Source organism: Azotobacter chroococcum, from assembly GCF_002220155.1.
GTDB classification, from domain to species: Bacteria; Pseudomonadota; Gammaproteobacteria; order Pseudomonadales; family Pseudomonadaceae; genus Azotobacter; species Azotobacter chroococcum.
On record NZ_CP011835.1, the window covers coordinates 4,460,063 to 4,482,112 of the forward strand.

22 protein-coding genes are annotated in these 22,050 nt (G+C 68.7%); 11 read left to right on the forward strand and 11 right to left on the reverse strand.

Annotated features, from left to right (window positions below; genetic code table 11):
• Position 1 precedes the first annotated feature (1 nt).
• The 4 genes from ACG10_RS20835 (at position 2) to ACG10_RS20850 (ending at position 6,046) form a co-directional block, all read left to right on the forward strand.
• The gene (locus ACG10_RS20835; RefSeq protein ID WP_089169675.1) at positions 2–3,139 is read left to right on the forward strand and encodes an efflux RND transporter permease subunit; all 3,138 of its coding nucleotides are present in this window, start codon (positions 2–4) and stop codon (positions 3,137–3,139) included.
• Positions 3,136–4,650, forward strand: coding sequence for an efflux transporter outer membrane subunit (locus ACG10_RS20840; protein WP_089169676.1), 1,515 nt, complete (start codon positions 3,136–3,138; stop codon positions 4,648–4,650). The genes ACG10_RS20835 and ACG10_RS20840 overlap by 4 nt, the downstream gene beginning before the upstream one ends.
• A gap of 296 nt (positions 4,651–4,946) precedes the next feature.
• Positions 4,947–5,465: a helix-turn-helix domain-containing protein gene (locus tag ACG10_RS20845; RefSeq protein WP_089166667.1), complete on the forward strand. Its 519-nt coding sequence runs from the start codon at positions 4,947–4,949 to the stop codon at positions 5,463–5,465.
• Positions 5,466–5,494: 29 nt separating this feature from the next.
• Positions 5,495–6,046, forward strand: a complete 552-nt coding sequence (locus ACG10_RS20850; RefSeq protein ID WP_089169677.1) for a transposase — start codon at positions 5,495–5,497, stop codon at positions 6,044–6,046.
• Positions 6,047–6,053: 7 nt separating this feature from the next.
• On the opposite strand, the gene ACG10_RS20855 is transcribed toward ACG10_RS20850, so the two are convergent.
• From ACG10_RS20855 to ACG10_RS20865, 3 genes are all read right to left on the reverse strand, one after another.
• Positions 6,054–6,680, reverse strand: a complete 627-nt coding sequence (locus ACG10_RS20855; RefSeq protein ID WP_089169678.1) for a 3-hydroxyacyl-CoA dehydrogenase family protein — start codon at positions 6,678–6,680, stop codon at positions 6,054–6,056.
• Between the two features lie 281 nt (positions 6,681–6,961).
• Positions 6,962–7,618, reverse strand: a complete 657-nt coding sequence (locus tag ACG10_RS20860) for a CoA transferase subunit B (RefSeq protein WP_089169679.1) — start codon at positions 7,616–7,618, stop codon at positions 6,962–6,964.
• A gap of 33 nt (positions 7,619–7,651) precedes the next feature.
• The gene (locus tag ACG10_RS20865; protein ID WP_089169680.1) at positions 7,652–8,350 is read right to left on the reverse strand and encodes a CoA transferase subunit A; all 699 of its coding nucleotides are present in this window, start codon (positions 8,348–8,350) and stop codon (positions 7,652–7,654) included.
• 137 nt (positions 8,351–8,487) lie between these two features.
• On the opposite strand from ACG10_RS20865, the gene ACG10_RS20870 reads away from it, so the two are divergent.
• Positions 8,488–9,393: a LysR family transcriptional regulator gene (locus ACG10_RS20870; protein ID WP_089169681.1), complete on the forward strand. Its 906-nt coding sequence runs from the start codon at positions 8,488–8,490 to the stop codon at positions 9,391–9,393.
• Between the two features lie 129 nt (positions 9,394–9,522).
• Here ACG10_RS20870 and lpxO read toward each other — a convergent pair whose 3' ends face one another.
• The gene (lpxO, locus tag ACG10_RS20875) at positions 9,523–10,425 is read right to left on the reverse strand and encodes a lipid A hydroxylase LpxO (RefSeq protein WP_089169682.1); all 903 of its coding nucleotides are present in this window, start codon (positions 10,423–10,425) and stop codon (positions 9,523–9,525) included.
• A gap of 60 nt (positions 10,426–10,485) precedes the next feature.
• On the opposite strand from lpxO, the gene ACG10_RS20880 reads away from it, so the two are divergent.
• The 6 genes from ACG10_RS20880 (at position 10,486) to ACG10_RS20900 (ending at position 16,721) form a co-directional block, all read left to right on the forward strand.
• Positions 10,486–11,118, forward strand: a complete 633-nt coding sequence (locus ACG10_RS20880) for a phosphoesterase (RefSeq protein WP_232487153.1) — start codon at positions 10,486–10,488, stop codon at positions 11,116–11,118.
• 146 nt (positions 11,119–11,264) lie between these two features.
• On the forward strand, positions 11,265–13,124 hold the full coding sequence (locus tag ACG10_RS20885; RefSeq protein ID WP_089169684.1) for a bifunctional diguanylate cyclase/phosphodiesterase: 1,860 nt from the start codon (positions 11,265–11,267) through the stop codon (positions 13,122–13,124).
• Positions 13,125–13,138: 14 nt separating this feature from the next.
• Complete coding sequence (locus ACG10_RS20890) at positions 13,139–14,839, forward strand: methyl-accepting chemotaxis protein (RefSeq protein ID WP_089169685.1); 1,701 nt, start codon at positions 13,139–13,141, stop codon at positions 14,837–14,839.
• A 201-nt stretch (positions 14,840–15,040) separates the two neighbouring features.
• The gene (locus ACG10_RS20895; protein ID WP_039807089.1) at positions 15,041–15,529 is read left to right on the forward strand and encodes a SixA phosphatase family protein; all 489 of its coding nucleotides are present in this window, start codon (positions 15,041–15,043) and stop codon (positions 15,527–15,529) included.
• 193 nt (positions 15,530–15,722) lie between these two features.
• Positions 15,723–15,905: a hypothetical protein gene (locus ACG10_RS23900; RefSeq protein ID WP_131256542.1), complete on the forward strand. Its 183-nt coding sequence runs from the start codon at positions 15,723–15,725 to the stop codon at positions 15,903–15,905.
• A 54-nt stretch (positions 15,906–15,959) separates the two neighbouring features.
• A complete protein-coding gene (locus ACG10_RS20900) occupies positions 15,960–16,721 on the forward strand; it encodes a CHAD domain-containing protein (RefSeq protein ID WP_089169686.1) in 762 nt (253 codons plus the stop codon).
• Positions 16,722–16,730: 9 nt separating this feature from the next.
• Here ACG10_RS20900 and ACG10_RS20905 read toward each other — a convergent pair whose 3' ends face one another.
• From ACG10_RS20905 to ACG10_RS20935, 7 genes are all read right to left on the reverse strand, one after another.
• The gene (locus ACG10_RS20905; protein ID WP_089169687.1) at positions 16,731–17,888 is read right to left on the reverse strand and encodes a glutathionylspermidine synthase family protein; all 1,158 of its coding nucleotides are present in this window, start codon (positions 17,886–17,888) and stop codon (positions 16,731–16,733) included.
• A 9-nt stretch (positions 17,889–17,897) separates the two neighbouring features.
• Entirely contained in the window at positions 17,898–18,578 is a 681-nt protein-coding gene (locus tag ACG10_RS20910; RefSeq protein WP_089169688.1) for a DUF1190 domain-containing protein, read from the reverse strand.
• A 20-nt stretch (positions 18,579–18,598) separates the two neighbouring features.
• Positions 18,599–19,021 (reverse strand): DUF350 domain-containing protein, encoded by a 423-nt coding sequence (locus ACG10_RS20915; protein WP_039807098.1) that lies wholly within the window; start codon positions 19,019–19,021, stop codon positions 18,599–18,601.
• A gap of 15 nt (positions 19,022–19,036) precedes the next feature.
• Positions 19,037–19,690, reverse strand: coding sequence for a DUF2491 family protein (locus ACG10_RS20920; RefSeq protein ID WP_089169689.1), 654 nt, complete (start codon positions 19,688–19,690; stop codon positions 19,037–19,039).
• A complete protein-coding gene (locus ACG10_RS20925; protein ID WP_089169690.1) occupies positions 19,677–20,711 on the reverse strand; it encodes an ion channel in 1,035 nt (344 codons plus the stop codon). The genes ACG10_RS20920 and ACG10_RS20925 overlap by 14 nt, the downstream gene beginning before the upstream one ends.
• A 24-nt stretch (positions 20,712–20,735) precedes the next feature.
• Positions 20,736–21,269 carry a rhomboid family intramembrane serine protease gene (locus ACG10_RS20930; RefSeq protein WP_089169691.1) on the reverse strand — a complete coding sequence of 178 codons (534 nt, stop codon included), beginning with the start codon at positions 21,267–21,269 and terminating at the stop codon, positions 20,736–20,738.
• A gap of 64 nt (positions 21,270–21,333) precedes the next feature.
• Positions 21,334–22,035 (reverse strand): PspA/IM30 family protein, encoded by a 702-nt coding sequence (locus ACG10_RS20935; RefSeq protein ID WP_089169692.1) that lies wholly within the window; start codon positions 22,033–22,035, stop codon positions 21,334–21,336.
• Positions 22,036–22,050: the final 15 nt, after the last annotated feature.

Here is a 22,050-nt window from a genome sequence, read left to right on the forward strand (position 1 = left end):
CATGTCGCGCTTCTTCATCGACCGGCCGATCTTCGCCTGGGTGATCGCCCTGGTGATCATGCTCGGCGGCGCCCTGGCCATCCTCAAGCTGCCGATCACCCAGTACCCGAACATCGCCCCGCCGGCGATCCAGATCAGCGTCACCTACCCCGGCGCCTCGGCGCAGACGGTGCAGGACACCGTGGTGCAGGTGATCGAGCAGCAGCTCAACGGCCTCGACGGCCTGCGCTACATTTCCTCGGTCAGCAACGCCGACGGCAGCCTGCAGATCACCGTGACCTTCGAGCAGGGCATCAATCCCGACATCGCCCAGGTCCAGGTGCAGAACAAGCTGCAGCTGGCCACCCCGATGCTGCCCGAGGAAGTGCAGCGCCAGGGCATCCGGGTAGTGAAGTACCAGGTCAACTTCATGCTGATCATCGGCCTGGTGTCCACCGACGGTCGGATGACCGGCTTCGACATGGGCAACTACATCATCTCCAACCTGCAGGACCCGATCTCGCGGACCAAGGGGGTCGGAGACTTCCAGGTGTTCGGCTCGCAGTACGCGATGCGCATCTGGCTCGACCCGGAGAAGCTCAACAGCTACCAGCTCACCCCGCAGGACGTGGTCGACGCGGTCGGCGCGCAGAACGTGCAGATCTCCTCCGGCCAGCTCGGCGGCCTGCCGGCCAGCAAGGGCGTGCAGCTCAACGCCACGGTGATCGGCAAGACCCGGATGCGCAGCGCCGACGAGTTCAAGGAGATCCTCCTCAAGGTCAACCGCGACGGCTCGCAGATCCGCCTCAAGCACGTCGCCGAGGTCGGCCTGAGCGCCGAGAACTTCTCGATCGCCTCCCGGTTCAATGGCATGCCGGCGGCCGGCATGGCCCTGCGCCTGGCGCCCGGCGCCAACCTGCTGGAGAGCGTGGCGGCGGTGCGCGAGACGGTGGACAACCTCAAGCCCTACCTGCCCGAAGGCGTCGAGGTGGTCTATCCCTACGAGACCGCGCCGATGGTCTCCGCCTCCATCGAGGCGGTGGTGCACACCCTGTTCGAGGCCATCGTGCTGGTGTTCCTGGTGATGTACCTGTTCCTGCAGAACTTCCGCGCCACCCTGATCCCCACCCTGGCGGTGCCGGTGGTGCTGCTGGCCACCTTCGGCGTGCTGTTCGCCTGCGGCTTCACCATCAACGTGATGACCATGTTCGCCATGGTGCTGGCCATCGGCCTGCTGGTCGACGACGCCATCGTGGTGGTGGAGAACGTCGAGCGGATCATGGTCGAGGAAGGCCTGTCGCCGAAGGAGGCGACCCGCAAGTCGATGGGGCAGATCTCCGGCGCGCTGGTCGGCATCGCCCTGGTGATCTCCGCGGTGTTCCTGCCGATGGCCTTCTTCGGCGGCTCCGCCGGGGTCATCTACCGGCAGTTCGCGATTACCATCATCTCGGCGATGTCCTTCTCGGTGCTGATCGCGCTGGTCTTCACCCCGGCGCTCTGCGCCACCCTGCTCAAACCGGTGCCCCAGGGCGAGCATCACGAGAAGCGCGGCTTCTTCGGCTGGTTCAACCGCACCTTCGAGCGCAGCGCCGACGGCTACCAGCGCGGCGTGGGCGGCATCCTCAAGCGGCGCTGGCGCTTCATGCTGATCTACCTGCTGCTGATCGGTGGCGTCGCCTTCCTGTTCGAGCGGCTGCCCGGCTCCTTCCTGCCCAACGAGGACCAGGGCACGCTGTTCGTGCAGGTGCAGCTGCCGCCGAACTCCAGCGCCGAGCGCACCGAGGCGGTGCTGGCCGAGGCCCGCGACTGGCTGCTCAACGAGGAAGGCGCCACCGTCGCCTCGGCGTTCACCGTCAACGGCTTCAACTTCGCCGGCCGCGGGCAGAGTTCGGGCCTCTTGTTCGTCAGCCTGAAGCCCTTCAGCGAGCGCACCACGCCCGCGCAGGACATCTTCGCCCTGGCCGGGCGGGCGGCCGTGCGCTTTGCGCAGATCAAGGACGCCATGGTGATCCCGGTGGTGCCGCCGGCGGTGCGCGAGATGGGCAACGCCAGCGGCTTCGACATCTTCCTGCAGGACTACGCCGGCCTCGGCCACGAGGCGCTGATGGCGGCGCGCAACCAGTTCCTCGGGCTCGCCGCGCAGGAGCCGGTGCTGACCATGGTGCGTCCGAACGGCAAGGACGACGAGGCGCAGTACCAGGTGACCATCGACGACGAGAAGGCCCGCGCGCTGCAGGTGTCCATCGCGGAGATCAACAACACCATGTCGGTGGCCTGGGGCTCGGCCTACGTCAACGACTTCATCGACCGCGGCCGGGTCAAGCGGGTCTACGTCCAGGGCAAGCAGGACGCGCGCCTGGCCCCCGAGGACTTCGACAAGTGGTACGTGCGCAACGCCGAAGACCAGATGGTGCCCTTCTCCGCCTTCGCCAGCGGCCAGTGGGTCTACGGCTCGCCCAAGCTGGAGCGCTACAACGGCATCGCCTCGGTGGAGATCCTCGGCCAGCCGGCCGCGGGCTACAGCACCGGCGACGCCATGGCGGCGGTGAACCGCATCGCCGCCCAGCTGCCGCCGGGCATCGGCATCGCCTATACCGGGCTATCCTACGAGGAGCGCGCCGCCGGCTCGCAGGCGCCGGCGCTCTACGCGCTGTCGCTGCTGATCGTGTTCCTCTGCCTGGCGGCGCTGTACGAAAGCTGGTCGGTGCCCTTCTCGGTGATGCTGGTGGTGCCGCTCGGGGTGCTCGGCGCGGTGGCCGCCACGCTCCTGCGCGGGCTGTCCAACGACGTGTTCTTCCAGGTCGGCATGCTCACCACCATGGGTCTCGCGGCGAAGAACGCGATCCTCATCGTCGAGTTCGCCAAGGACCTCCACGAGCACCAGGGCCGCACCCTGCTGCAGGCCGCCAGCGAGGCCGCGCGCCTGCGTCTACGACCGATCATCATGACCTCGATCGCCTTCGCCCTCGGCGTGCTGCCGCTGGCCATCGCCACCGGCCCCGGCAGCGGCAGCCAGCACTCGATCGGCACCGGCGTGCTCGGCGGGACCCTGGCGGCGACCTTCCTGGCCATATTCTTCGTGCCGCTGTTCTACGTCATGGTGGTCAGGGTGTTTGAAAGAAAAGAAAGGACGGCCGAAAGCGAAGGAGTGACTGCATGAAGCGCAAATACCTGACCCTGGCGGTGGCCTGCGCCCTGGCACTGCCGGGCTGCACAATGATTCCCGACTACCTGCGCCCGGAAGCGCCGGTCGACGCCGCCTGGCCGCAGGACGCCGCCTATGCGCCGGAGCAGCCGGCCACCCGGCCGGCCGCGGACTTCGGCTGGGAGGAGTTCTTCCGCGACCCGGCGCTCAGGCAGATGGTCGCGCTGGCCGTGGACAACAACCGCAACCTGCGCCAGGCGGTGCTCAACGTGGAAGCCTACCGGGCGCTGTACCGCGTGCAGCGCTCCGAGCTGTTCCCGCAGATCGACGTGGAAGGCACCCAGAGCCGTCAGCGCTGGCCCGCCGACTACGGCAGCGGCGGCGGCGGCGGGGCCAGCGGCGGCAGCAGCGAGGGCGGCCAGACGAGCACGGCTCCCAAGCCCGAGGCCTTCATCCAGACCCACCACTCCGTGACGCTGGGCACCAGCGCCTGGGAGGCGGACCTGTTCGGGCGCATCCGCAGCCTCACCCGCCAGACCAAGGAGGACTACCTGGCCACCGAGGAAGACCGGCGCAACGTGCACATCGCCCTGGTCGGCGACGTGGCCACCGCCTACTTCGCCTGGCGCACCGACCAGGCCCAGCTCAAGCTGACCGAGTCGACCCTGGCCAGCTACGAGGAGAGCCTGAAACTGATCGAGGCCAGCGAGGAAGTGGGTGTCGCCTCGCAGCTCGACGTGCGCCAGGCGAAGACCCTGGTCGACCAGGCCCGCGCGCAGAAGGCCCTCTACACCCGGCAGATCGCCGAGGACGTCAACGCCCTGCGGCTGCTGATCGGCGGTCCCTTCCCGACCGACCTGCCGGCCGGCCTCGACATCAACGACGCCATGCTCGCCGGCTTCCCCGCCGGACTGCCCTCCGACCTGCTGCTGCGCCGGCCGGACATCCGCGCCGCCGAGCACCGCCTGCTGGCCGCCAACGCCAGCATCGGCGCGGCGCGCGCGGCGTTCTTCCCGAACATCAGCCTGACCGCCCGGGCGGGCACCGCCAGCCGCGATCTGTCCGGCCTGTTCGACTCCGGCTCGGGCACCTGGAACGCCGTGCCGACGATCAACATTCCGATCTTCACCTTCGGGCGGCTCAAGGGGAACCTGGAGTACACCAAGCTGCAGAAGGAAATCAACGTCGCCGCCTACGAGTACAGCATCCAGACTGCCTTCCGCGAGGTCGCCGACGGCCTGGCCGCGCGTGGCACCTACGACGACCAGCTCAAGGCCCAGGGCGACCTGGTCGACAACAACCAGGCCTACTACGAACTGGCCCGCCAGCGCTACGACGAGGGCGTCGACAGCTACCTGACGGTGCTCGACGCCCAGCGCGAACTCTTCGCCGCCCAGCAGCAGCGGCTCAACGACCGTCTGCTGCAGCTGAACGGCGAAGTCGGCCTGTACAAGGCGCTCGGCGGCGGCTGGGAACGCGGCAGCATCGCCGATGCGACGACGACGGCCTCCGCCAGCACCCCCTGAACCGGCAGCGCGACCGGGCCGCGCAAGGCAGCCCGACCCTAGAGCAGTTTCACCCTATTCAAATTCGCCTTTGGGGGGCGATCAGGATAACGACATGCGTGGATGGCCGCTCCGTAGGTCGGGTTAGCGTAGCGTAACCCGACAGCCTGCCCGGCATTGCCTGTCGCGTCGGGTTACGCCCTACGGGCTAACCCGACCTACAGGCGCAGCAGTGATCCGGTATTTCATGAAAATGCCCTAGTGCAGTTTCATAGGTGTAGTTGTGGAAATTATGGCATCAGGCGATGCTATGCCCCATGAAAGCACCTCTATTCGTTCGCCCTTTGACTACCGAGGAACGGCAGGCCCTGCAGGTTGGCCTGCGTGCCCGGGAAGCCTTCACGCTGCGGCGCTGCCAGATCCTGCTGGCCAGCGCCGACGGCAAGACCGCCACGGAAATCGCCGCCCTGTTCGGCTGCGCCACGCAAACCGTACGCAACACCCTGCGGGCCTTTGCCGCCGAGGGGTTGTCTTGCCTGACGGAGAAGTCGCATCGGCCCAAACGTGTCCGTCCCTTGCTTGCGGGCACGCAGGCCGAGCGCTTGCGCGCCTTGCTGCATCGCAGCCCCCGCGATTTCGGCAAGCCCACCCGCTTGTGGACCTTGAGCCTGGCCGCCGAAGTGGCCTTCGAGCAGGGGCTGACCGAACGGCAGCTGAGCCACGAGTCGATCCGCCAGGCCCTGATGCGCCTGGGCGTGGGCTGGAAGCGGGCCAAGACCTGGATCACCAGTCCGGATCCGCACTATGCGCGCAAAAAAAGCGACGCGACTGGCTGATCGAACTGGCCACAACGCACCCGGACTGGGTGCTGGGTTTTCAGGACGAGGTCTGGTGGAGTCGTTTCGCGCGCCCGTTCCTGAAGGCCTGGAGCGCGGGTCCGGCTTTGCGCCTGCAGCAGTTGTCGGTGGATCCGCAGGATGCCGAACCCAAGGCGCTGAGCTGCTATGGCCTGCTGCGCGCCGACACGGGGCAGATGCTGCTGCGCTTCGTCAAGGGCCGCCCGGTCAGCCAGGTGACCGAGGACTTCCTGGAGTGGGTCTGCGAGCGCCTGGCGAGCGAAGGGAAGAAGGCGCTGCTGATGATCTGGGACAACGCCAGCTGGCATGTCAGCCACCGGGTGCGAGCCTGGATCGGGGCGCACAACCGCCGGGCCAGGGCCGAGGGTGGCGTACGGATCGTAACCTGCCGCCTGCCGAGCAAGAGCCCCTGGCTGAACCGGATCGAGCCCTGCTGGGTGCATGGCAAGCGGGCGATCCATGAGCCCGAACGCCCATTGACGATCGCCGAGGTGATGGAGCGAGTCTGCACCTATTACGGTTGTGAACAGCTCCCGCCACTTGAACAGGATGTTGATTGAAACTGCACTAGTCGACCGTCTCCTCGATCAGGGCTTGCGCGCAGGCGCTTGCCGACGCTCCGGGAGCCACCGCTTCCGGAATGGCCTTGTCCAGCACCATGACCTCCAGCGCCATCCCGGCCAGCAGCACCCGGACGCGCTCGAGGTGCTCGGCCCGGGTCAGACGGCCCGGCACGACTTCCACCAGCGGGATCAGGTGGGGCGGGCTCTGGAAATGGACGATCAGCAGCCGCCCGGGATGGCGCATGTTCTCGGCCAGCCGGTCGGGGGACAGGTCGCGCGTGTTGCTGGCGATGACGGCCTCGGCATCGACGATCCGCTCCAGCTCGGCGTAGAGCGCCCGCTTGAGCTCGAGCCGCTCGGGAAGCGTCTCGATGAGCAGCCAGACGCCGGCGACGTCCTTGAGCCGCATGCTGGTGGCGAGCCGCGCCAGGGTCGCCGCCGTCCGCTCCCGCTCGAAACGACCGGCATCGGCCAGCTCGGTCAGGATCGCCCGGGCCGCGGCCGGGACGCCGGCGAGCTGCTCCGCCGAGGGATAGAACAGCAGCACCTCATGGCCATGCCGCGCGAAGTGGGTGGCAATGCCGATGCCTCTCGGGTCGGAGCCGAGGATGGCAATGGAGGGTGAAGACATGGAGGGGTTCCATTCTTGTTGTTATTGTCCCTGGCCGGGCAGGAGGTCGGTCGCGTTCGATCGCCGGTCCCGCCCCGAAGCACAGGCTGGCCGGCCCCCTGTGCGCGCCGCGCCGGATCATACCGTGCGGCGGCGTGACCGGCACGCGACGGTTCGAAGCGCCCGACGGGCTACCTCGGAATGATAATGCCATTGCGCCATGACAAGGATGCCGGATTCCAACACAGCGCCCCGCCCGCCGCCAGCCCCGGCCCCCAGCCGGAACGCAGGCGGGATGGACTTCAGAAGCTCATTTCCGGCACCTGCCCGGGCACCACCAGCTTGCCGGCGGTCCTGGCGACGATCTCCTCGACGCTCACCCCCGGCGCGCGCTCCCTGAGCACGAAGGCGCCGTGCTCGATCTCCAGGTAGGCCAGGTCGGTGAGCACCTTGCGGATGCAGCCGGCGCCGGTCAGCGGCAGCGAGCAGCGCGCCAGCAGCTTGGACTCGCCGTCCCTGGAGGCGTGGGTCATGGTGACAATGATGTTGTCGGCGCCGGCGACCAGGTCCATGGCGCCGCCCATGCCCTTGACCAGCTTGCCCGGAATCATCCAGGAGGCGATGTTGCCCTCGACGTCCACCTCGAAGGCGCCGAGCACCGTCAGGTCGACATGCCCGCCGCGGATCATCGCGAAGGATTCGGCCGAGGAGAAGATCGAGGCGCCGCGCCGCGCGGTCACCGTCTGCTTGCCGGCGTTGATCATGTCGGCATCCACTTCGTCCTCGCCGGGGAAGGCGCCCATGCCGAGCAAGCCGTTCTCCGACTGCAGCATCACGTCCATGCCCTCGGGGACGTAGTTGGCCACCAGGGTGGGGATGCCGATCCCCAGGTTGACGTAGTAGCCGTCCTTCAGCTCGCGCGCCACGCGCTGGGCCATCTGTTCGCGGGTAAGTGCCATGGGAGTCTCTCTTGTTCGGTCGGATGGGCAGGATCAGGCGCGCACGGTGCGCTTTTCGATGCGCTTCTCGAAGCGGCCGAGGATGACGCGGTCGACGTAGATGCCGGGGGTGTGAATCTGGCTGGGCTCCAGCTCGCCCGGCGCGACGATCTCCTCCACCTCGACCACGGTGATCCGCCCGGCGCTGGCCACCACCGGGTTGAAGTTCTGCGCGGTGTGGCGGTAGACGACGTTGCCGAAGTGGTCGGCCTTCCAGCCCTTGACGAGGGCGAAGTCGCCGGTGATCGCCTCTTCGAGGATGTAGTGCCGGCCGCGGATCTCGCGCACCTCCTTGCCCTCGGCGACCGGGGTGCCGTAGCCGGTCGCGGTGTAGAAGGCGGGTATGCCCGCGCCGCCGGCGCGCAGCTTCTCGGCCAGGGTGCCCTGCGGGGTCAGCTCGACCTCCAGCTCGCCGTCGAGCAGCTGGCGCTCGAACAGGGCGTTCTCGCCGACGTAGGAAGCAATCATCTTGCGGATCTGCCGGTCCTCGAGCAGCACGCCCAGGCCGAAGCCGTCGATGCCGCAGTTGTTGGAAACCACGGTCAGATCCCGGACCCGCCGGCGGCGGATCTCGGCGATCAGGTTTTCCGGGATGCCGCACAGGCCGAACCCGCCGGCCAGGACGGTCATGCCGTCGGTGAGCCCTTCGAGGGCCTCTGCGTAGGTGTTCACGCGCTTGTCGAGTCCGGCCATGCTGTTCTGCCTCTTGTTGTTGTCCTGCTTCCGCAGCGCCGCTGGCGGAGAGCGATATCAAGTTGAGGTCAGTGTCATTCGCCATGACTTATTTGTTAAGTTTGTTTTACCAATGCATTGATTTGGAAACCCAATGAATGACCCTCAAGCAGCTGCGCGCCTTCCTCGCCGTGGCGCAGAGCCTGAGCTTCGCCCAGGCCAGCGAGCGCCTGCACCTGTCCCAGCCGGCGCTGAGCCTGACGATCAAGGGACTGGAGGAGTCCCTGGGCGGTCGCCTGCTCAGCCGCACCACCCGTAGCGTGAGCCTGACCCCGGAGGGCGAGAGCCTGCTGCCGCTCGCCCGGCAGCTGCTGGCCGACTGGGACAATGCCGAGGAAATGCTCCGCCAGCGCTTCACCCTGCAGCTGGGCAGGGTCGCCGTGGCCGCCATGCCGTCCTTCGCCGGCAACCTGCTGCCGGCGGCGCTGAAGGTCTTTCGCGGCCGTTATCCACAGGTGAACGTCGCGGTGCACGACGTCATCAACGAGCAGGTGATCGAGATGCTCCGCAACCGGCGGGTCGAGCTGGGCATCGGCTTCGAGCCGGAGGCCCCGGACGGTCTGGCGTTCGACGCGCTGTACACCGACCGCTTCGTCGCCGTGCTGCCGCCCGACTCGCCGCTGGCCGGACGGCCGCGGCTGAGCTGGACCGAACTGCTCGGCGAGGACTTCATCGCCCTGCAGCGCCCTTCCGCCGTGCGCCTGCTGCTGGAAGAGCACCTGGCGGTACACGGGGAGAGGCTGCCGGTCGCCTTCGAAAGCCATCAGCTGGCCACGGTGGGGCGCATGGTCGCCAGCGGCCTGGGGGTGAGCGCGGTGCCCGCGCTGTGCATCGGCCAGATGCAGGAGCTGGGCGCCCGCTGCGTGGCCCTGCACGAGCCGGTCATCGAACGGCGCATCGGCCTCTTGACCCAGGCCGACCACGAACTGTCGACCGCCGCCCAGGCGCTGCGCGAGGTGCTGCTGGAAGCCATCGACACCTATCGGCTGGGCGGCCCTGCGTAGCGCGGCTTCACTGTCGGCCCCCTCCCTCTCCCGGGCACGGGAGAGGAAGTTGAGAGCACAACGCCTCCGGCAGCGCCCGGAAACGAAACGGGCCACGCAAGGTGGCCCGGTTTCATGCGCTTGAAGCCATCAGCTGAGCAGGAACATCCCGAACAGACCGCCCAGCGTGCCCCACTTCAGGCTGTAGTAGAGGTTGCGGCTGCGCTTCTTCAGCGCCTTGCCCTGCAGACGCAGCCAGTACAGGTACTTGAAGGCGCGATTGACCCCACCGGTCCTGTCGCCGGCGTCGTTGGGCGAGCTGGCGGCGGCCATCACCGTGCGGCTGAACCAGCGGTTCAGCGCGGTCGCCCAGCCATACTTCAAGGGGCGCTCCATGTCGCAGAAGAAGATCAGGCGATCCTGGTCGGTGGTGTTCTCGGCGTGGTGGATGTAGGTCTCGTCGAACACCACCGCCTCGCCGTCCTTCCAGGCGTAGTGCTCGCCGTCGACGCTGATGAAGCAAGCCGGATCGTTGGGGGTGGACAGGCCCAGATGGTAGCGCAGCGAACCGGCGTAGGGGTCGCGGTGGCGCACCAGCCGCGCGCCCGGCGGCAGCACGGTGAACATCGCCGCCTTGACCGAGCCGACCTCCTGCAGCAGCGCGGTGGTCTTCGGGCACAGCTTGCTCGCCGAGGGATGGCTGTCGCCGCCGTACCACTTCAGGTAGAAGCGCTTCCAGCCGCTCTTGAAGAAGGAGTTGAAGCCGGCATCGTTGTAGGTGTCGGAACGCTTGATCTCGCCGGCCTGGAACAGCGCCTGCGCCTCGTCGCGGATGGTCTCCCAGTTGTCCTGGAAGCGCTTCATCTCCGGGAAGTCGTCGGGCGACAGGTAGGGCTTGTTGGGCACGCTGGAGGTCAGGTACAGGAGGGTGTTCAGCGGCGCCAGAAAGCTCGAATGGTCGGTGAGCTGACGGGGGAGCTTGTGACGGACCCGGCCGCGCAGATGCACATAGCCGACGGAAAAGACCAGAACTGCAAGGATGAGGAATTTCACGGGCACTGGGATCATGACTGGAAAAAGGAAGAAACCCATGCTACGCCGGAGCGGACCGAGATGCCATCAACGAAGCGGACAGGCGCCATGCTGCCGGACGGGCTGACCCGCTATTCCGACCTGGCGGTCATGCTGCCGGCGGCCGGGGTGATCGCGGTCTGGCTGCTGGCGGGAAGATCCCCGCGCGCGCTGCTGGCCTGGCTGGTCACCCTCGGCGCCTGCTACCTGCCGGTCGTCCTGAGCAAGCTCGCCTTCAAGGGCTGGGGGTTCGGCATACGCGCCCTGGACCTCACGGTCATCAGCGGCCAGGCGATGAACGCGACCCTGATGCTGGTGGTCCTGACCAGCCTGCTGGCCCGGCAGATCCGCCCCGCCTGGCGCTGGCCGGCGGCCCTCGCGGCGCTGGCGGTGGCCTGGTGGTACGGCCTGCTGCAGATCGCCGCCGCCACGCACCCCGTGTCCGAGGCCGTCGCCGGCTGCCTGCTCGGCACGGCCGGCGCCCTGCTCTTCCTGCGCCGTCTCGAAGGCCTCGCGCTGCGGCGCATCCCGGCCGGCGTCCTGCTCCTCGGCCTGCTCGCCATCGGCGCCGCCACCGAGGCCCCCCGGCTGCCGGTCGAGGTCTGGCTGGACCGCCTGGCGACGGCCCTCTCCGGCCGGCCGGCGGCCTTCGCCCCGCGCGCCTGGCGCGACTGAGGCGCGGCTACGGGCCGCGCCCGGGCCGGGCGCCGCGCTTTTTCGGCAGAACTGGCACGAACGTCATACAACCGTCATGGAATTGTCGTGGAATAGCCCGGCACCAACATCATGGCATTTTGCCTTACCCCAGCGGGGGTCCCTCCATGACCGTCACCGAGCAGCTGAGCGCCCTGGACCTGATCCTTGCCCGCGGCACCCTGAGCACCCTGTTCCAGCCCATCCTCAGCCTCTCCGAACGCTGCGTCCACGGCTACGAGGCGCTGAGCCGCGGCCCCTCCAACAGCCCCCTGCACGCGCCCATGCCGCTGTTCGGCGCCGCCCGCCACGCCGGCCGGCTCAACGAGCTGGAGGCCCTGTGCCGGAAGAACGCCTGCCAGCGCTTTCGCGAACTCGAGCTCGGCGGCCGGCTGTTCCTCAACGTCTCGCCGGAGGTCCTGCTGGAGCCCGGGCGGCGCACCGGGCACACCCTGGAACTGCTGAAGGAGCTGGGCATCGCGCCGCAACAGGTGGTGATCGAGCTGACCGAGCAGACCCCCATCGAGGACTTCGGCCTGCTCGATGCGGCCCTGTGCCACTACCGCGCCATGGGCTTCTCCATCGCCCTCGACGACCTCGGCGCCGGCTACGCCAGCCTGCGCCTGTGGTCCGAGCTGCGCCCCGACTACGTGAAGATCGACCGCCACTTCATCGACGGCATCGACCGCGACCCGCTCAAGCGCGAATTCGTCGACTCCATCCTGCGCATGGCCAGGGCCTCCCAGGCGCGGATCATCGCCGAGGGCATCGAACGCGCGGAGGAACTGGCCACCCTGGTCGAGATGGGCGTCGACCTGCTGCAGGGCTACCTGTTCGCCCGCCCCGCGGAGCACCCCGCCGAGATCCGCGACTGCCTGCCAGCGACCAGGCTGGCCGGCCCGCCCCTCGTCGAGGAAGGCAGCGACCTCAGCGTGCTGCTCATCGAGCAGCCGGGGGTGGCCGACAGCACACCGGTCGCCGAGGTCCTCGAGCGGTTCCGCAGCCAGGCCTCGCTGAACCTGCTGGCGGTCCTCGATGCCGGGCAGCGCCCGGTCGGCGTGGTCCACCGCCAGGCGCTGTCCGATGTCCTACTCAAGCCCTTCGGCCCCGAGCTGTTCGCCCGCCGGCCGATCCAGCGGCTGATGGGCGAGGACTTTCTCGCCGTCGACCAGGGGCATTCCCTGCAGCAGGTCAGCCGCCTGCTGACCGGGCGCGCCCGCCAGCGCATCGAGGAAGACTTCGTGATCACCCGGGACGGCCGCTACCGGGGCATCGGCCGGGCCATCGACGTGCTCCGGCTGATCACCGAGCAGAAGCTGCAGCAGGCCCGCCACGCCAACCCGCTGACCCTGCTGCCCGGCAACGTGCCGATCCAGCAGTACCTGACCCGCCTGCTGCAGAACCCCCGCGAGGCGCTGGTCTGCTATGTGGATATCGACCACTTCAAGCCGTTCAACGACTGCTACGGCTACGCCAGGGGCGACGAGGTGCTGCTCGACCTGGCCAATTGCCTGGGCGCCCGGATCGACCCGCAGTGCGACTTCCTCGGCCATATCGGCGGCGACGACTTCCTGCTGGTGCTGACCTCCGCCGACTGGCGCCAGCGCCTGGCCCGCCTGCAGGAGGACTTCGCGGCGCAATGCCAGCGCCACTACCGAAGCGAGCACCTGGAGGCCGGCTACTTCGGCGGCCATGACCGCCGGGGCCGCCCCAGCCAATTCCCGCTGCTCAGCCTGTCGCTGGGCTGCGTCCAGCTGTTTCCGGAAACCTGCGTGCAACTGGACGCCGCCCGGCTCGCCGAACTGGCCTCGCAGGCCAAACAGCAGGCCAAGTCCCGGCAGGGCAACAGCCTGAACCTGGTCGACACCCGCCAACTGGCGCGGCGGCGGGACACCGCCCGGCAGGCGCAGGAGAACGGATTACCTGATACCGCGCTTGCATTCCAGGGCACATGCGAACGTGCCGAGTCCTGCGCGACGTCTACTTAGTTATGGAGATTTTCATGTTGGGTTTCTTGCGCAACCTGAGCATCAGGGCGATCGTCACCACCACCCTGGCCTGTTTCGCGCTCTTGATCGGCATCATCGCCGCGCTGGGCTACACCGGCACCGATATGGCCAACCAGGCGCTCGAGGACCGGACACGGACCGCCACCCGCATCGACCTGCTGCGCCAGATCGACAGGCTGAGCCTGAAGGTCTTCGCGCACCTGGAGGCCTACGGCAAGATGAGCGCCGTCGGCCTGGTCGGCATGGTGGAGCGGCAGGAGCAGCAGGCCGAACTCCGGGAGCTGCTCGGCACGGCCCGCACGTCCCTGGCGGACTTCAAGGCCATGCCGCCGTTCGCCCGGGAGGACGGGCGCCAGCTGCTGGAAACGGTGGCCGGCGACCTAGACGAGAGCCTGGCGGCGCTCGACAGGCAGCTGCAGGCCTGGGTCGAGCAGGACACCGACACCTACGACCAGCTCGAGGACGAGATGATCTTCAAGCGCGGTCCCCAGGTCGCCAGGGATCTGGCCGATACCCTGGCCTACCTCGAAACCCATGGCGCACGGCAGCTGGCCGATTATCACGCCAGTCTCACCGCCTTCGCCATCGTCGGCGGCCTCGCGCTGGGCCTCGCCCTGCTGCTGATGCTGGGGCTGCGGGCGATGCTGCTGGGCTTGGTGGTCAGGCCGGTGAGCGAGGCGGCGGAGCACGTACAGCGCCTGGCGCGGGCGGACCTGTCGCAGCCGATCCCGGTGAGCTCGGGCAACGAGATCGGCCAGTTGCTGGGCGCGCTGCGCGAGATGCAGGAGAGCCTGGTGCGGATCGTCGGCAGCGTGCGCGCCGGCAGCGGCTCGATCCTGGTCGGCGCGCAAGAGATCGCCAGCGGCAACGCCGACCTGTCCTCGCGCACCGAGCAGCAGGCCGCCTCGCTGGAAGAAACCGCGGCGAGCATGGAGGAGCTGACCGCAACGGTGAAGCAGAACGCCGACAACGCCCGCCAGGCCAGCGCGCTGGCCAACGACGCGTCGGGCACTGCCGGGCAGGGCCGCGAAGTGGTCGGCCGGGTGGTGGAGACGATGCGCGAGATCAGCGACAGCTCGCAGCAGATCGCGCGGATCGTCGGGGTGATCGACTCGATCGCCTTCCAGACCAACATCCTCGCCCTGAACGCCTCGGTGGAGGCGGCGCGTGCCGGCGAGCAGGGCCGCGGCTTCGCGGTGGTGGCCGGCGAGGTGCGCAACCTGGCGGGGCGCTCGGCGGAGGCGGCGCGGGAGATCAAGGCGCTGATCGAAGCCTCGACCAAGCGGGTCGGCGACGGCTCGCAGCTGGTCGAGCAGGCGGGCCGGACCATGGAGGAAGTGGTCAGGTCGGTGCAGCGGGTGACCGACATCATCGACGAGATCTCGGCGGCCTCGCACGAGCAGAGCGAGGGCATCGGCCAGGTGAACACGGCGATCGCGCAGATGGACGAGGTGACGCAGCAGAACGCGGCGCTGGTGCAGGAGGCGTCGGCGGCATCGGCCTCGCTGGCCGAGCAGGCACGGCATCTGGAGGAGGCGGTGGCGGTGTTCCGGCTGGGCGCAGGGCAGGAAGCCCGGACGGCGCGGAGCGACACGGCGCAATCCCGCTCAGGAGAGCAGCACAGGCTGGCCGTGGCGAAGGAATCTGCCAGGCCGGCCCTGGCCGTCGCCGAGGAGCGCTGGGAAGCCTTCTGAGCGGGCCAGAGCGGGAGGCGCCTGCCGCGCCGCGCCCAGCGGGGCCGTCTTGCAATCGGCCGGCAATGATCTAGCTTGAGTCGACACATCATGGATGCAGCCTTCGGTGGCGAACCGAAAGCCGCATGCGGGCGTGCCCTGCAAGCACGCCGCCCAAGGGACGGGGCAACGCTTCCGAACGGCCAAATAGGTGAGTGCACCATGAAAACGCTGTTTCTCGTTCGTCATGCCAAGGCAAGCAAGGACGATCCCGAGTTGCCCGACCAGGACCGGCCCTTGACCGAGCGGGGCGAGAACGATGCCCCGAAGATGGGCAAGCGTCTGGCGAAACGGGGGGTGAAACCCGATCTCATTGTATCGAGCCCGGCAAAACGGGCGCTCGTCACGGCAGAAGCCATCGCCAGGACGCTCGATTACAAGCCCAAAGACATCATGACCAACAACGAGCTGTATGTTTCCGAGGCGGACAACCTGCTCGACATCATTCATGGGTTCGACGACAAACTGGAAGATGTGATGCTGGTCGGCCACAACCCGGCGCTGGACGAACTCGCCCATCGCCTGTCGAGCAAGATCGACCACCTGCCGACCTGCGCCGTCGTCAGGCTTTCCTTCGATACGCAGTCCTGGTCGGCCGTCGGCACGACCAAACCCGCGAAAGTGCAGCTGGATTACCCGAAAAGCGCCTGAAACACGCTCCGCCATGCGGCCGACGAGCACTCTTCCAATCGCACCGGCAACGCCTGCCGGGCCGGACGCTGGCGGCCCCGCCGGCGGCAAGTGCCGTGGGCTGGCCTATAGTCAGTATCGATTCGGGCCTCGAGAGCCGAGCATTCGGTCGCCAAGAGATGTCCGTCTCCTTTCCACTTTCCCGGACTTCGCAATGATCGTCAGGATGGAAAAAGCCGGTAACCAGGCCGGCTATGTGGTTTGGTTGAATCAATACAAGGTCCGTTTCAACAGTCAGAGCACGGCGGAAGCCTTCGTCGCGCAGTTGCAGGCGCGCCTGCAGGCGCCGCATCCTCTGCCGGCATGTGGCAACCAGGCGACCGATCCGTCGCGATGATCGCGCGACGTTATCCGGCCACTGTAGCCGCGCCGGCTGTTTGGGAGATTAGGGATGATTGTCGATCGGCTGGTCGAGCACGTCTTGCAGCTGGATGTCGCGCTGATGGCCAGCGGCGCCCGGCTGCAGGCGCGCAGCGACGAGGAAGCGCTGCACGATCTGCGCGTCGCCGTGCGCCAGTTGCGCAGCGTGCTGCGGCCGCTGCGCGGCCTGTCCGACATCGATGCGCTGGAGGTCGTGGCGGCGGCGGTCGGCCATGCGAGCACGCCGCTGCGCGACACCGAGGTCCTGCTGCAGGAGTTGCAGGCCCGCGGTCTGGCCGAGCTGAGCGCGCCCCGCCGGCAGGCGCTGGAGGCGGGGCGCGACGCCCTGCTGGCCAGCGCCGAATGGCTGTTGTTGCGCAATGCCCTGGAGGCCTGGCCGGCAGTCTGCCGCCGGGCCGAGCGGCTCGGCGATCTCCAGGGGCTGCGCAAGCACATCCGCAAGCGGCTGGCCAAGCAGCAGCGCAAGCTGGCCGAAGCCCTGCGCGATCCGGCCCATGACCGCCACCGGCTGCGCGTGCTGATCAAGCGGGTGCGCTACGCCGACGAGGCCTATCCCGAGCTGTCGGCCCTGCCGGCCGGCACGGCCAAGCGCCTGAAGGCGGCGCAATCGGCGCTCGGCGACTGGCACGACCGTCTGCAGTGGCTGCAGCGGGCCGAGCGGGAGGCCGATCTGCAGCCCCTGTGCGAGGCGTGGCGCCAGGCCCTGGCCGACGCCGCGCAGCGTTCGGACCAGGCGCTCGAGCCGCTCTGCAGGGATTTCCCGCTGGAGTGAGCCCGCCCCTCAGTCGAGGATGACGTGCGGCAGGAAGCGGCTGGAGTCGCGGGTGATCGGGCCGTCGTCCTCGCGGATGCCCATGCCCGCGGCGTTGTCGCCGATCACCCAGGAGCCGATCAGGGTGTGGTTGCCGGCGAAGCGCGGCAGCGGCGCGCAGGCCTGCAGGATATAGGGCGCATCGGTGTAGGGACCGTCGACCCGGAACGCCTCGCCCGCCGCCGTGCACAGCTCCACGTTGGCCCCCTCGCGGGAGAAGAAGGGCTTGCGCACCCAGCCTTTGGGCACCGGCTTCGCGGCATCCGTGTCCAGATGGCAGGGCAACAGGTTCGGATGGCCTTCGTGGAACTCCCAGAGCAGCGGCAGGATGCCCTTGTTGGAGAGCAGCGCCTTCCACGGCGGCTCGAAGAACTGCGTGTCGCAGTCGGCCAGCGCCGCGCCGAACGGCTCGTGGAAGACGAACTCCCAGGGATGCAGCTTGAACAGGTGGGGAATCCAGCGCTCCTCCAGATCGACGAAGCGGCCCTCGGCGTTCAGGCCGATGTCCTCGAGGTCGATGTGGCGGGTCGCGATGCCCACCTGCTCGGCGATCCCGCGCAGGTAGTCGGTGGTGCCGCGGTCCTCCGCCGAGCCGCGGATCGAGGCGAAGTAGAAGGGCCGGCGGATGCCCAGCTCGGAGAACGCCTGGCGCAGCTGGTCCTCGATGCTGTTGAACTGGTCGGCGTGGCGCGGCAGCCTGCCGAGCGCCATGCACTCCTCCAGCCAGCCCCACTGGAAGGCGGCGCTCTCGTAGAGGCTGGTCGGGGTGTCGTAGTTCAGCTCCAGCAGCCTGGCCGGCCCGCGCCCGTCATAGGAGAAGTCCATGCGCCCGTAGAGGTGCGGATGGCCCTCGACCCAGGAGGTGCGGATCAGCTCGTGGAACGCCGGCGGGATCGCCAGACGCTCGAGCAGCTCCTCGCTGTGCACCACCCGCTCGACCAGATCCATGCACATCGCGTGCAGCTCGTTGGTCGGCGCCTCGATGTCGTTCTCGACCTGGGCGAGGCTGAAGCGGTAGTAGGCGCGCTCGTCCCAGTAGGGCTCGCCGTCGATGGTGTGGAAGCGGAAGCCGAGCCGCTTGGCGGTCCGCCGCCAGTCCGGTCGTTCGTCGATCGCGATTCTCTGCATGAGGCCTCCTCAGCCGCCGACGCTGCTGCTGCCGCCCCAGCCGCTGCGCGCGCTGGACTGGCTGCCGAAGCCGCCGCGCGAGGTGGCCGCGGAGGTCGAGATCGGCTTGCTGGTGGTGCGGCTGTAGCCCTGGCCGTAGCGGCTCTGCTGCGAGTTCGGGAAGCTCGCGCCCTGCTCGATGCGCCGGCCGAGGGTCGAGGTGGAGAAAGTGCCGCGGCCGTCGCGGTGGCGATACACCGGCTCGCTGTAATAACGCCCGCCGCCGCTCATCAGGTTGCCGATCAGCAGCCCCATCAGCAGGCCGTCCAGGGAGCTGCCCGAGGCGGCCGCCTGGGCGCGGGCGCTGTCCATCTGCGCCTGGCTGACGCTGCCGCCGGCGGTCAGCTCGAAGCCGCCCGGCTGCGGCACGTAGCGGCCGGCGGAATCGGTCTGGCAGTAGCCGGGCACGAAGTCGGCCTCGCAGTCGGCCTGCCGGTCGTATACCGGTGCGACGCGCCGGTGCTCGGCCAGGGCGGTCATGTAGGCGTCGGAGCAGACGTCGACCGGGAACTTCTGGTTCACGCACTCCTGCACCGACTGGAAGCGGAACTTCTGTTCGATGTTGTAGGTGTCCTGCGGCCCCTCACAGCCGGCGATCGCCAGGCTGATCGAGGTGGCCAGGGACAGTTGCACGTAGCTGCTGCGCTTCATCGGGGCCTCCCGCCGGCCGCTCAGTTGGGGGTCATGCAGGCCGCGTTGAGCAGGCCGACGCCGACCGCCACCGCCGCCACGTAGATGCCGGAGGCGATTTCGCCCTTCTGGATCCGCGCCGGCAGGTCGCGCAGCGCCAGGTGGACGGCGAAGAAGGCCAGCAGCTGGACGATTGCGGCGATCAGCACCCAGACCACGAAGTCGAGCAGGCCGACCGAATGGGCGATGACGCTGCTGGCGGGGATGGCGAAGCCGACGATCGCCCCGGCCAGGGCGATCGCCGCCGCCACGTTGCCCTCGCGGATCAGGGCGAACTCGCGGTGCGGGGTGAGCCGCGTGTAGACCAGCTGGAAGAGGAAGAAGAGGACCGCCGCGCCCAGCATGTAGGCGAGGAAGCCGAACACGGCCGCCTGGTTGAGCGACATTTGCAGTGCGTCGAGCATCGGTATTTCCCTGTTTCAGATGAGGTGCAGATCGGTGGTGTAGAGCGAGACGCCCAGCGCGGTGCTGAGGCTGACGGCGCCCTCGCCGTCCTCCTCGACTGAGAACAGCAGGAACTCGCGCCGCGCGGTGAGCCCGGTGTCGCGGGCGTAGAGCATCGCGTAGTGGCCGATGCCGTAGGTTTCGTCGTTGGCGCTGCGCACGCGCTCGAAGAAATCCACCAGCCGGGTCTGGCCCTGCTCGGTGCCCCACTCGCGGACGAACTCGACGCCGTCGAGGCTGTAGCGCGGCAGGCCGATGGGGCTGTCCGGCCCGGCCAGGCGGCGCAGCTCCGCCTCGCTGGCGACGCTGGCGCAGTCGAGGTAGTTGAACAGGATCAGCGACTCGACCTGCCCGTCCCGCGCGCCGCTGGTGTGGACCTGCAGCCAGAAGTCCTGGTCGTCCAGGTAGTAGCGCGACAGCCAGTGGGACTGGCCGAGGTCGATCACCCCCTCGCTCCAGATCGGCTGGCTGGCGGGCACGCAGACCCGGGAATGGCCCTCGAGCAGCAGGCCCAGGCTGGGGTCGAAGCCCACCGCCCGGCCGCGGGCGAGCCCCAGCGGGTCGGCCGCCGGCGCCACGGATTCGCTCTTCGGGGCTTCGAAGCCCATCATGCGCTTAAGCCAGCTCATGGCAACTCTCCTTGAGACGGGCGGCGGCGATGTAGAACAGCTCGCCGCCCCGGATGCGGGTGTCGCCGGGCGGGTTGACCGCCGGCAGGTGCTCGCCGATGGCGCGGTAGCCGATCAGGGTCGCGTTGTGGCGCTGCTTGAAACTCAGGTAGAGGTCGCCGAAGCGCCCCTCGAAGCCGTCCGGCAGCCTCAGCCGGTACTGGGTGGCGCCCTGACCGACGCTGAGCAGCTCGTTGATCACCTCCGACGAGCCGGGGTCCTGGGAGGAGCGCACCAGCATCTCGATGGCCATGCCGGAGGTGCACTCCAGCTTCGGCGCGTAGGCGCGGGCCAGGGCGGCGGTCTCGCTGTTGTTGAAATGCGCCACGACGTGGCCCGCCGGATTCAGTTGGTTGACCGCCAGCACCGTGGCCAGGGTCAGGTCGTCCGAGCCGGTGCGCACCAGCACCCGCTCGGCGCCGGGCACACCGGCGCGGCGCAGCAGGGCAGCCGAGGACAGGCTGTCGCCGCGGACGAAGGCGGCCTGGCCCGGCATCGGGTTTTCTTCCAGGGCCGCATCGCAGATCACGATCAGGTCGTCGTTGGAGGTTTCGTCCTCGAGCAGCAGCTCGACGACCCGCTCGCTGACCTTCCCCTCCCAGCCGATCAGCACCGTGTGGGCCGTGCGGTCGGTGTACTCCCCTTTGCCCTTCATGCCTTTTCTCCAGAAGTCGATCACCCGATTGGTGGCCTTGCCGATCGTCGCGGTGAGCAGGGCGATGCCGCCGATCATCACCCAGCCGGCCACGAACAGGCGCCCGGCCGGCGACAGGGGCGCGAGATCGCCGTAGCCGACGGTCAGCGCCGTGGTCAGATAGAAATACGCATAGGTCGCCGGCGCCGTCAGGTGCGACTCGCCCAGCGCCAGCAGGCCCGCGTAGGCGACCAGGACGTGCAGCCCCGTGGCCAGGCCCAGCCCGGCCCAGCTGAAGCGCGCGAAGAAGGCGGCCGCATGAAGGCGCAGCAGGACGAAGATCGACATGGCTTCCGATTCCAGTGCAGGGGATCAGGGCGGCAGCAGCCGCGCCGCGACCAGGCCGGCGAGCGCCCCGGCGATGTGCGACTCGAACGAGGTCCCCCGCCCCGGCAGCAGGCCGAAGACCAGGCCGCCGTAGAGCAGGAGCACCACGCCGGCGACCAGCAGGTTGCGCCAGTTGCGCCGGTACCAGGCCCGTGCCAGGAGCCAGGCCCACAGGCCGAACACCCAGCCGCTGGCGCCGACATGCAGACCGTCCCGGCCGAACAGCCAGACCAGCAGGCCGCCGAGCAGGACGACGACCAGGCTGACGGCGACGAAGCGCCGCCTGCCCTCGGCGGCCACCAGGGTGCCGAGCACCAGGAAGGGCAGCAGGTTGCCGGCCAGGTGCGGGAACGAGCCATGCAGGAAGGGCGAGGCGACGATACCCGGCAGCCCCCAGAGCGACTGCGGCAGCAGGCCGAAGCCGTTGAGGCTGTAGCCGCTGAGCGCGTTGACCACCTGCAGCGCCAGCATCAGCCCGGCCACACCGGCCACCACGCGGAATCCGTCGACGATATTCACTGCCTGTCCCTGACCTGCGGCGCGCCGGGGACGGGGCCTCCCCCGTCCCCGGCGCGCCAAGGCCTTACTCGGCGGCCTGCTTGCGCAGGCGCTCCAGCACCGCATTGGCGCTGCCGGCATCCGGCACGATGCCGGCTTCCTTCAGGCGCCGCTCCAGGTCGCTGCCGGTGGACACCTCGGCCAGCTGCTCCTGGGCCTCCAGCTCGGCGGCGCGCTGGTTCTGCCTGGCCTTCAGGCGATTGAGGGTGCCGACCGCGGTCTCCAGCTTGCCGTTGGCCCCGCCACTGGCGATGGAAGCGCTGACCTGGGCCTTCTGCACGCTCTCGCGGGCGCGGGCCATGTCGACCTGCTGGCGCAGGCTCCTGATGCGCGCCTCGGCCTTGGCGACGTCCTTGCGCATCTTCTCGACGTAGGCGCCGAACTCGCTGGCCTGCCGGTGCTCGGCGTCGCGCTCGTTGGTCAGATTGGCGATCAGCTGCGCGGCTTCGGTCGCCAGATCCTCGCGGCTGGCCTTCAGCGCCGCCAGGGCCTTGGCTTCGAGGTCCTTGATCTTGGCGTCGTGCTCGGCCACGCGGCGGCTCGCCAGGCTGTGCTTGGCCATGATCGCGGCCAGCTCCTGGCGGGCGCCGGCCAGCGCGGCATCGGCGTCGCGGATCTCCTGGTCGAGGATGCGCAGTGCCTGCTGGTCGACGATGGCCTCGCCGACTTCGCTGGCGCCGCCGCGGATGGCGGTGAACAGCTTGCTCCAGATGGACGTGCCTGACATGCGGATGCTCCCCTG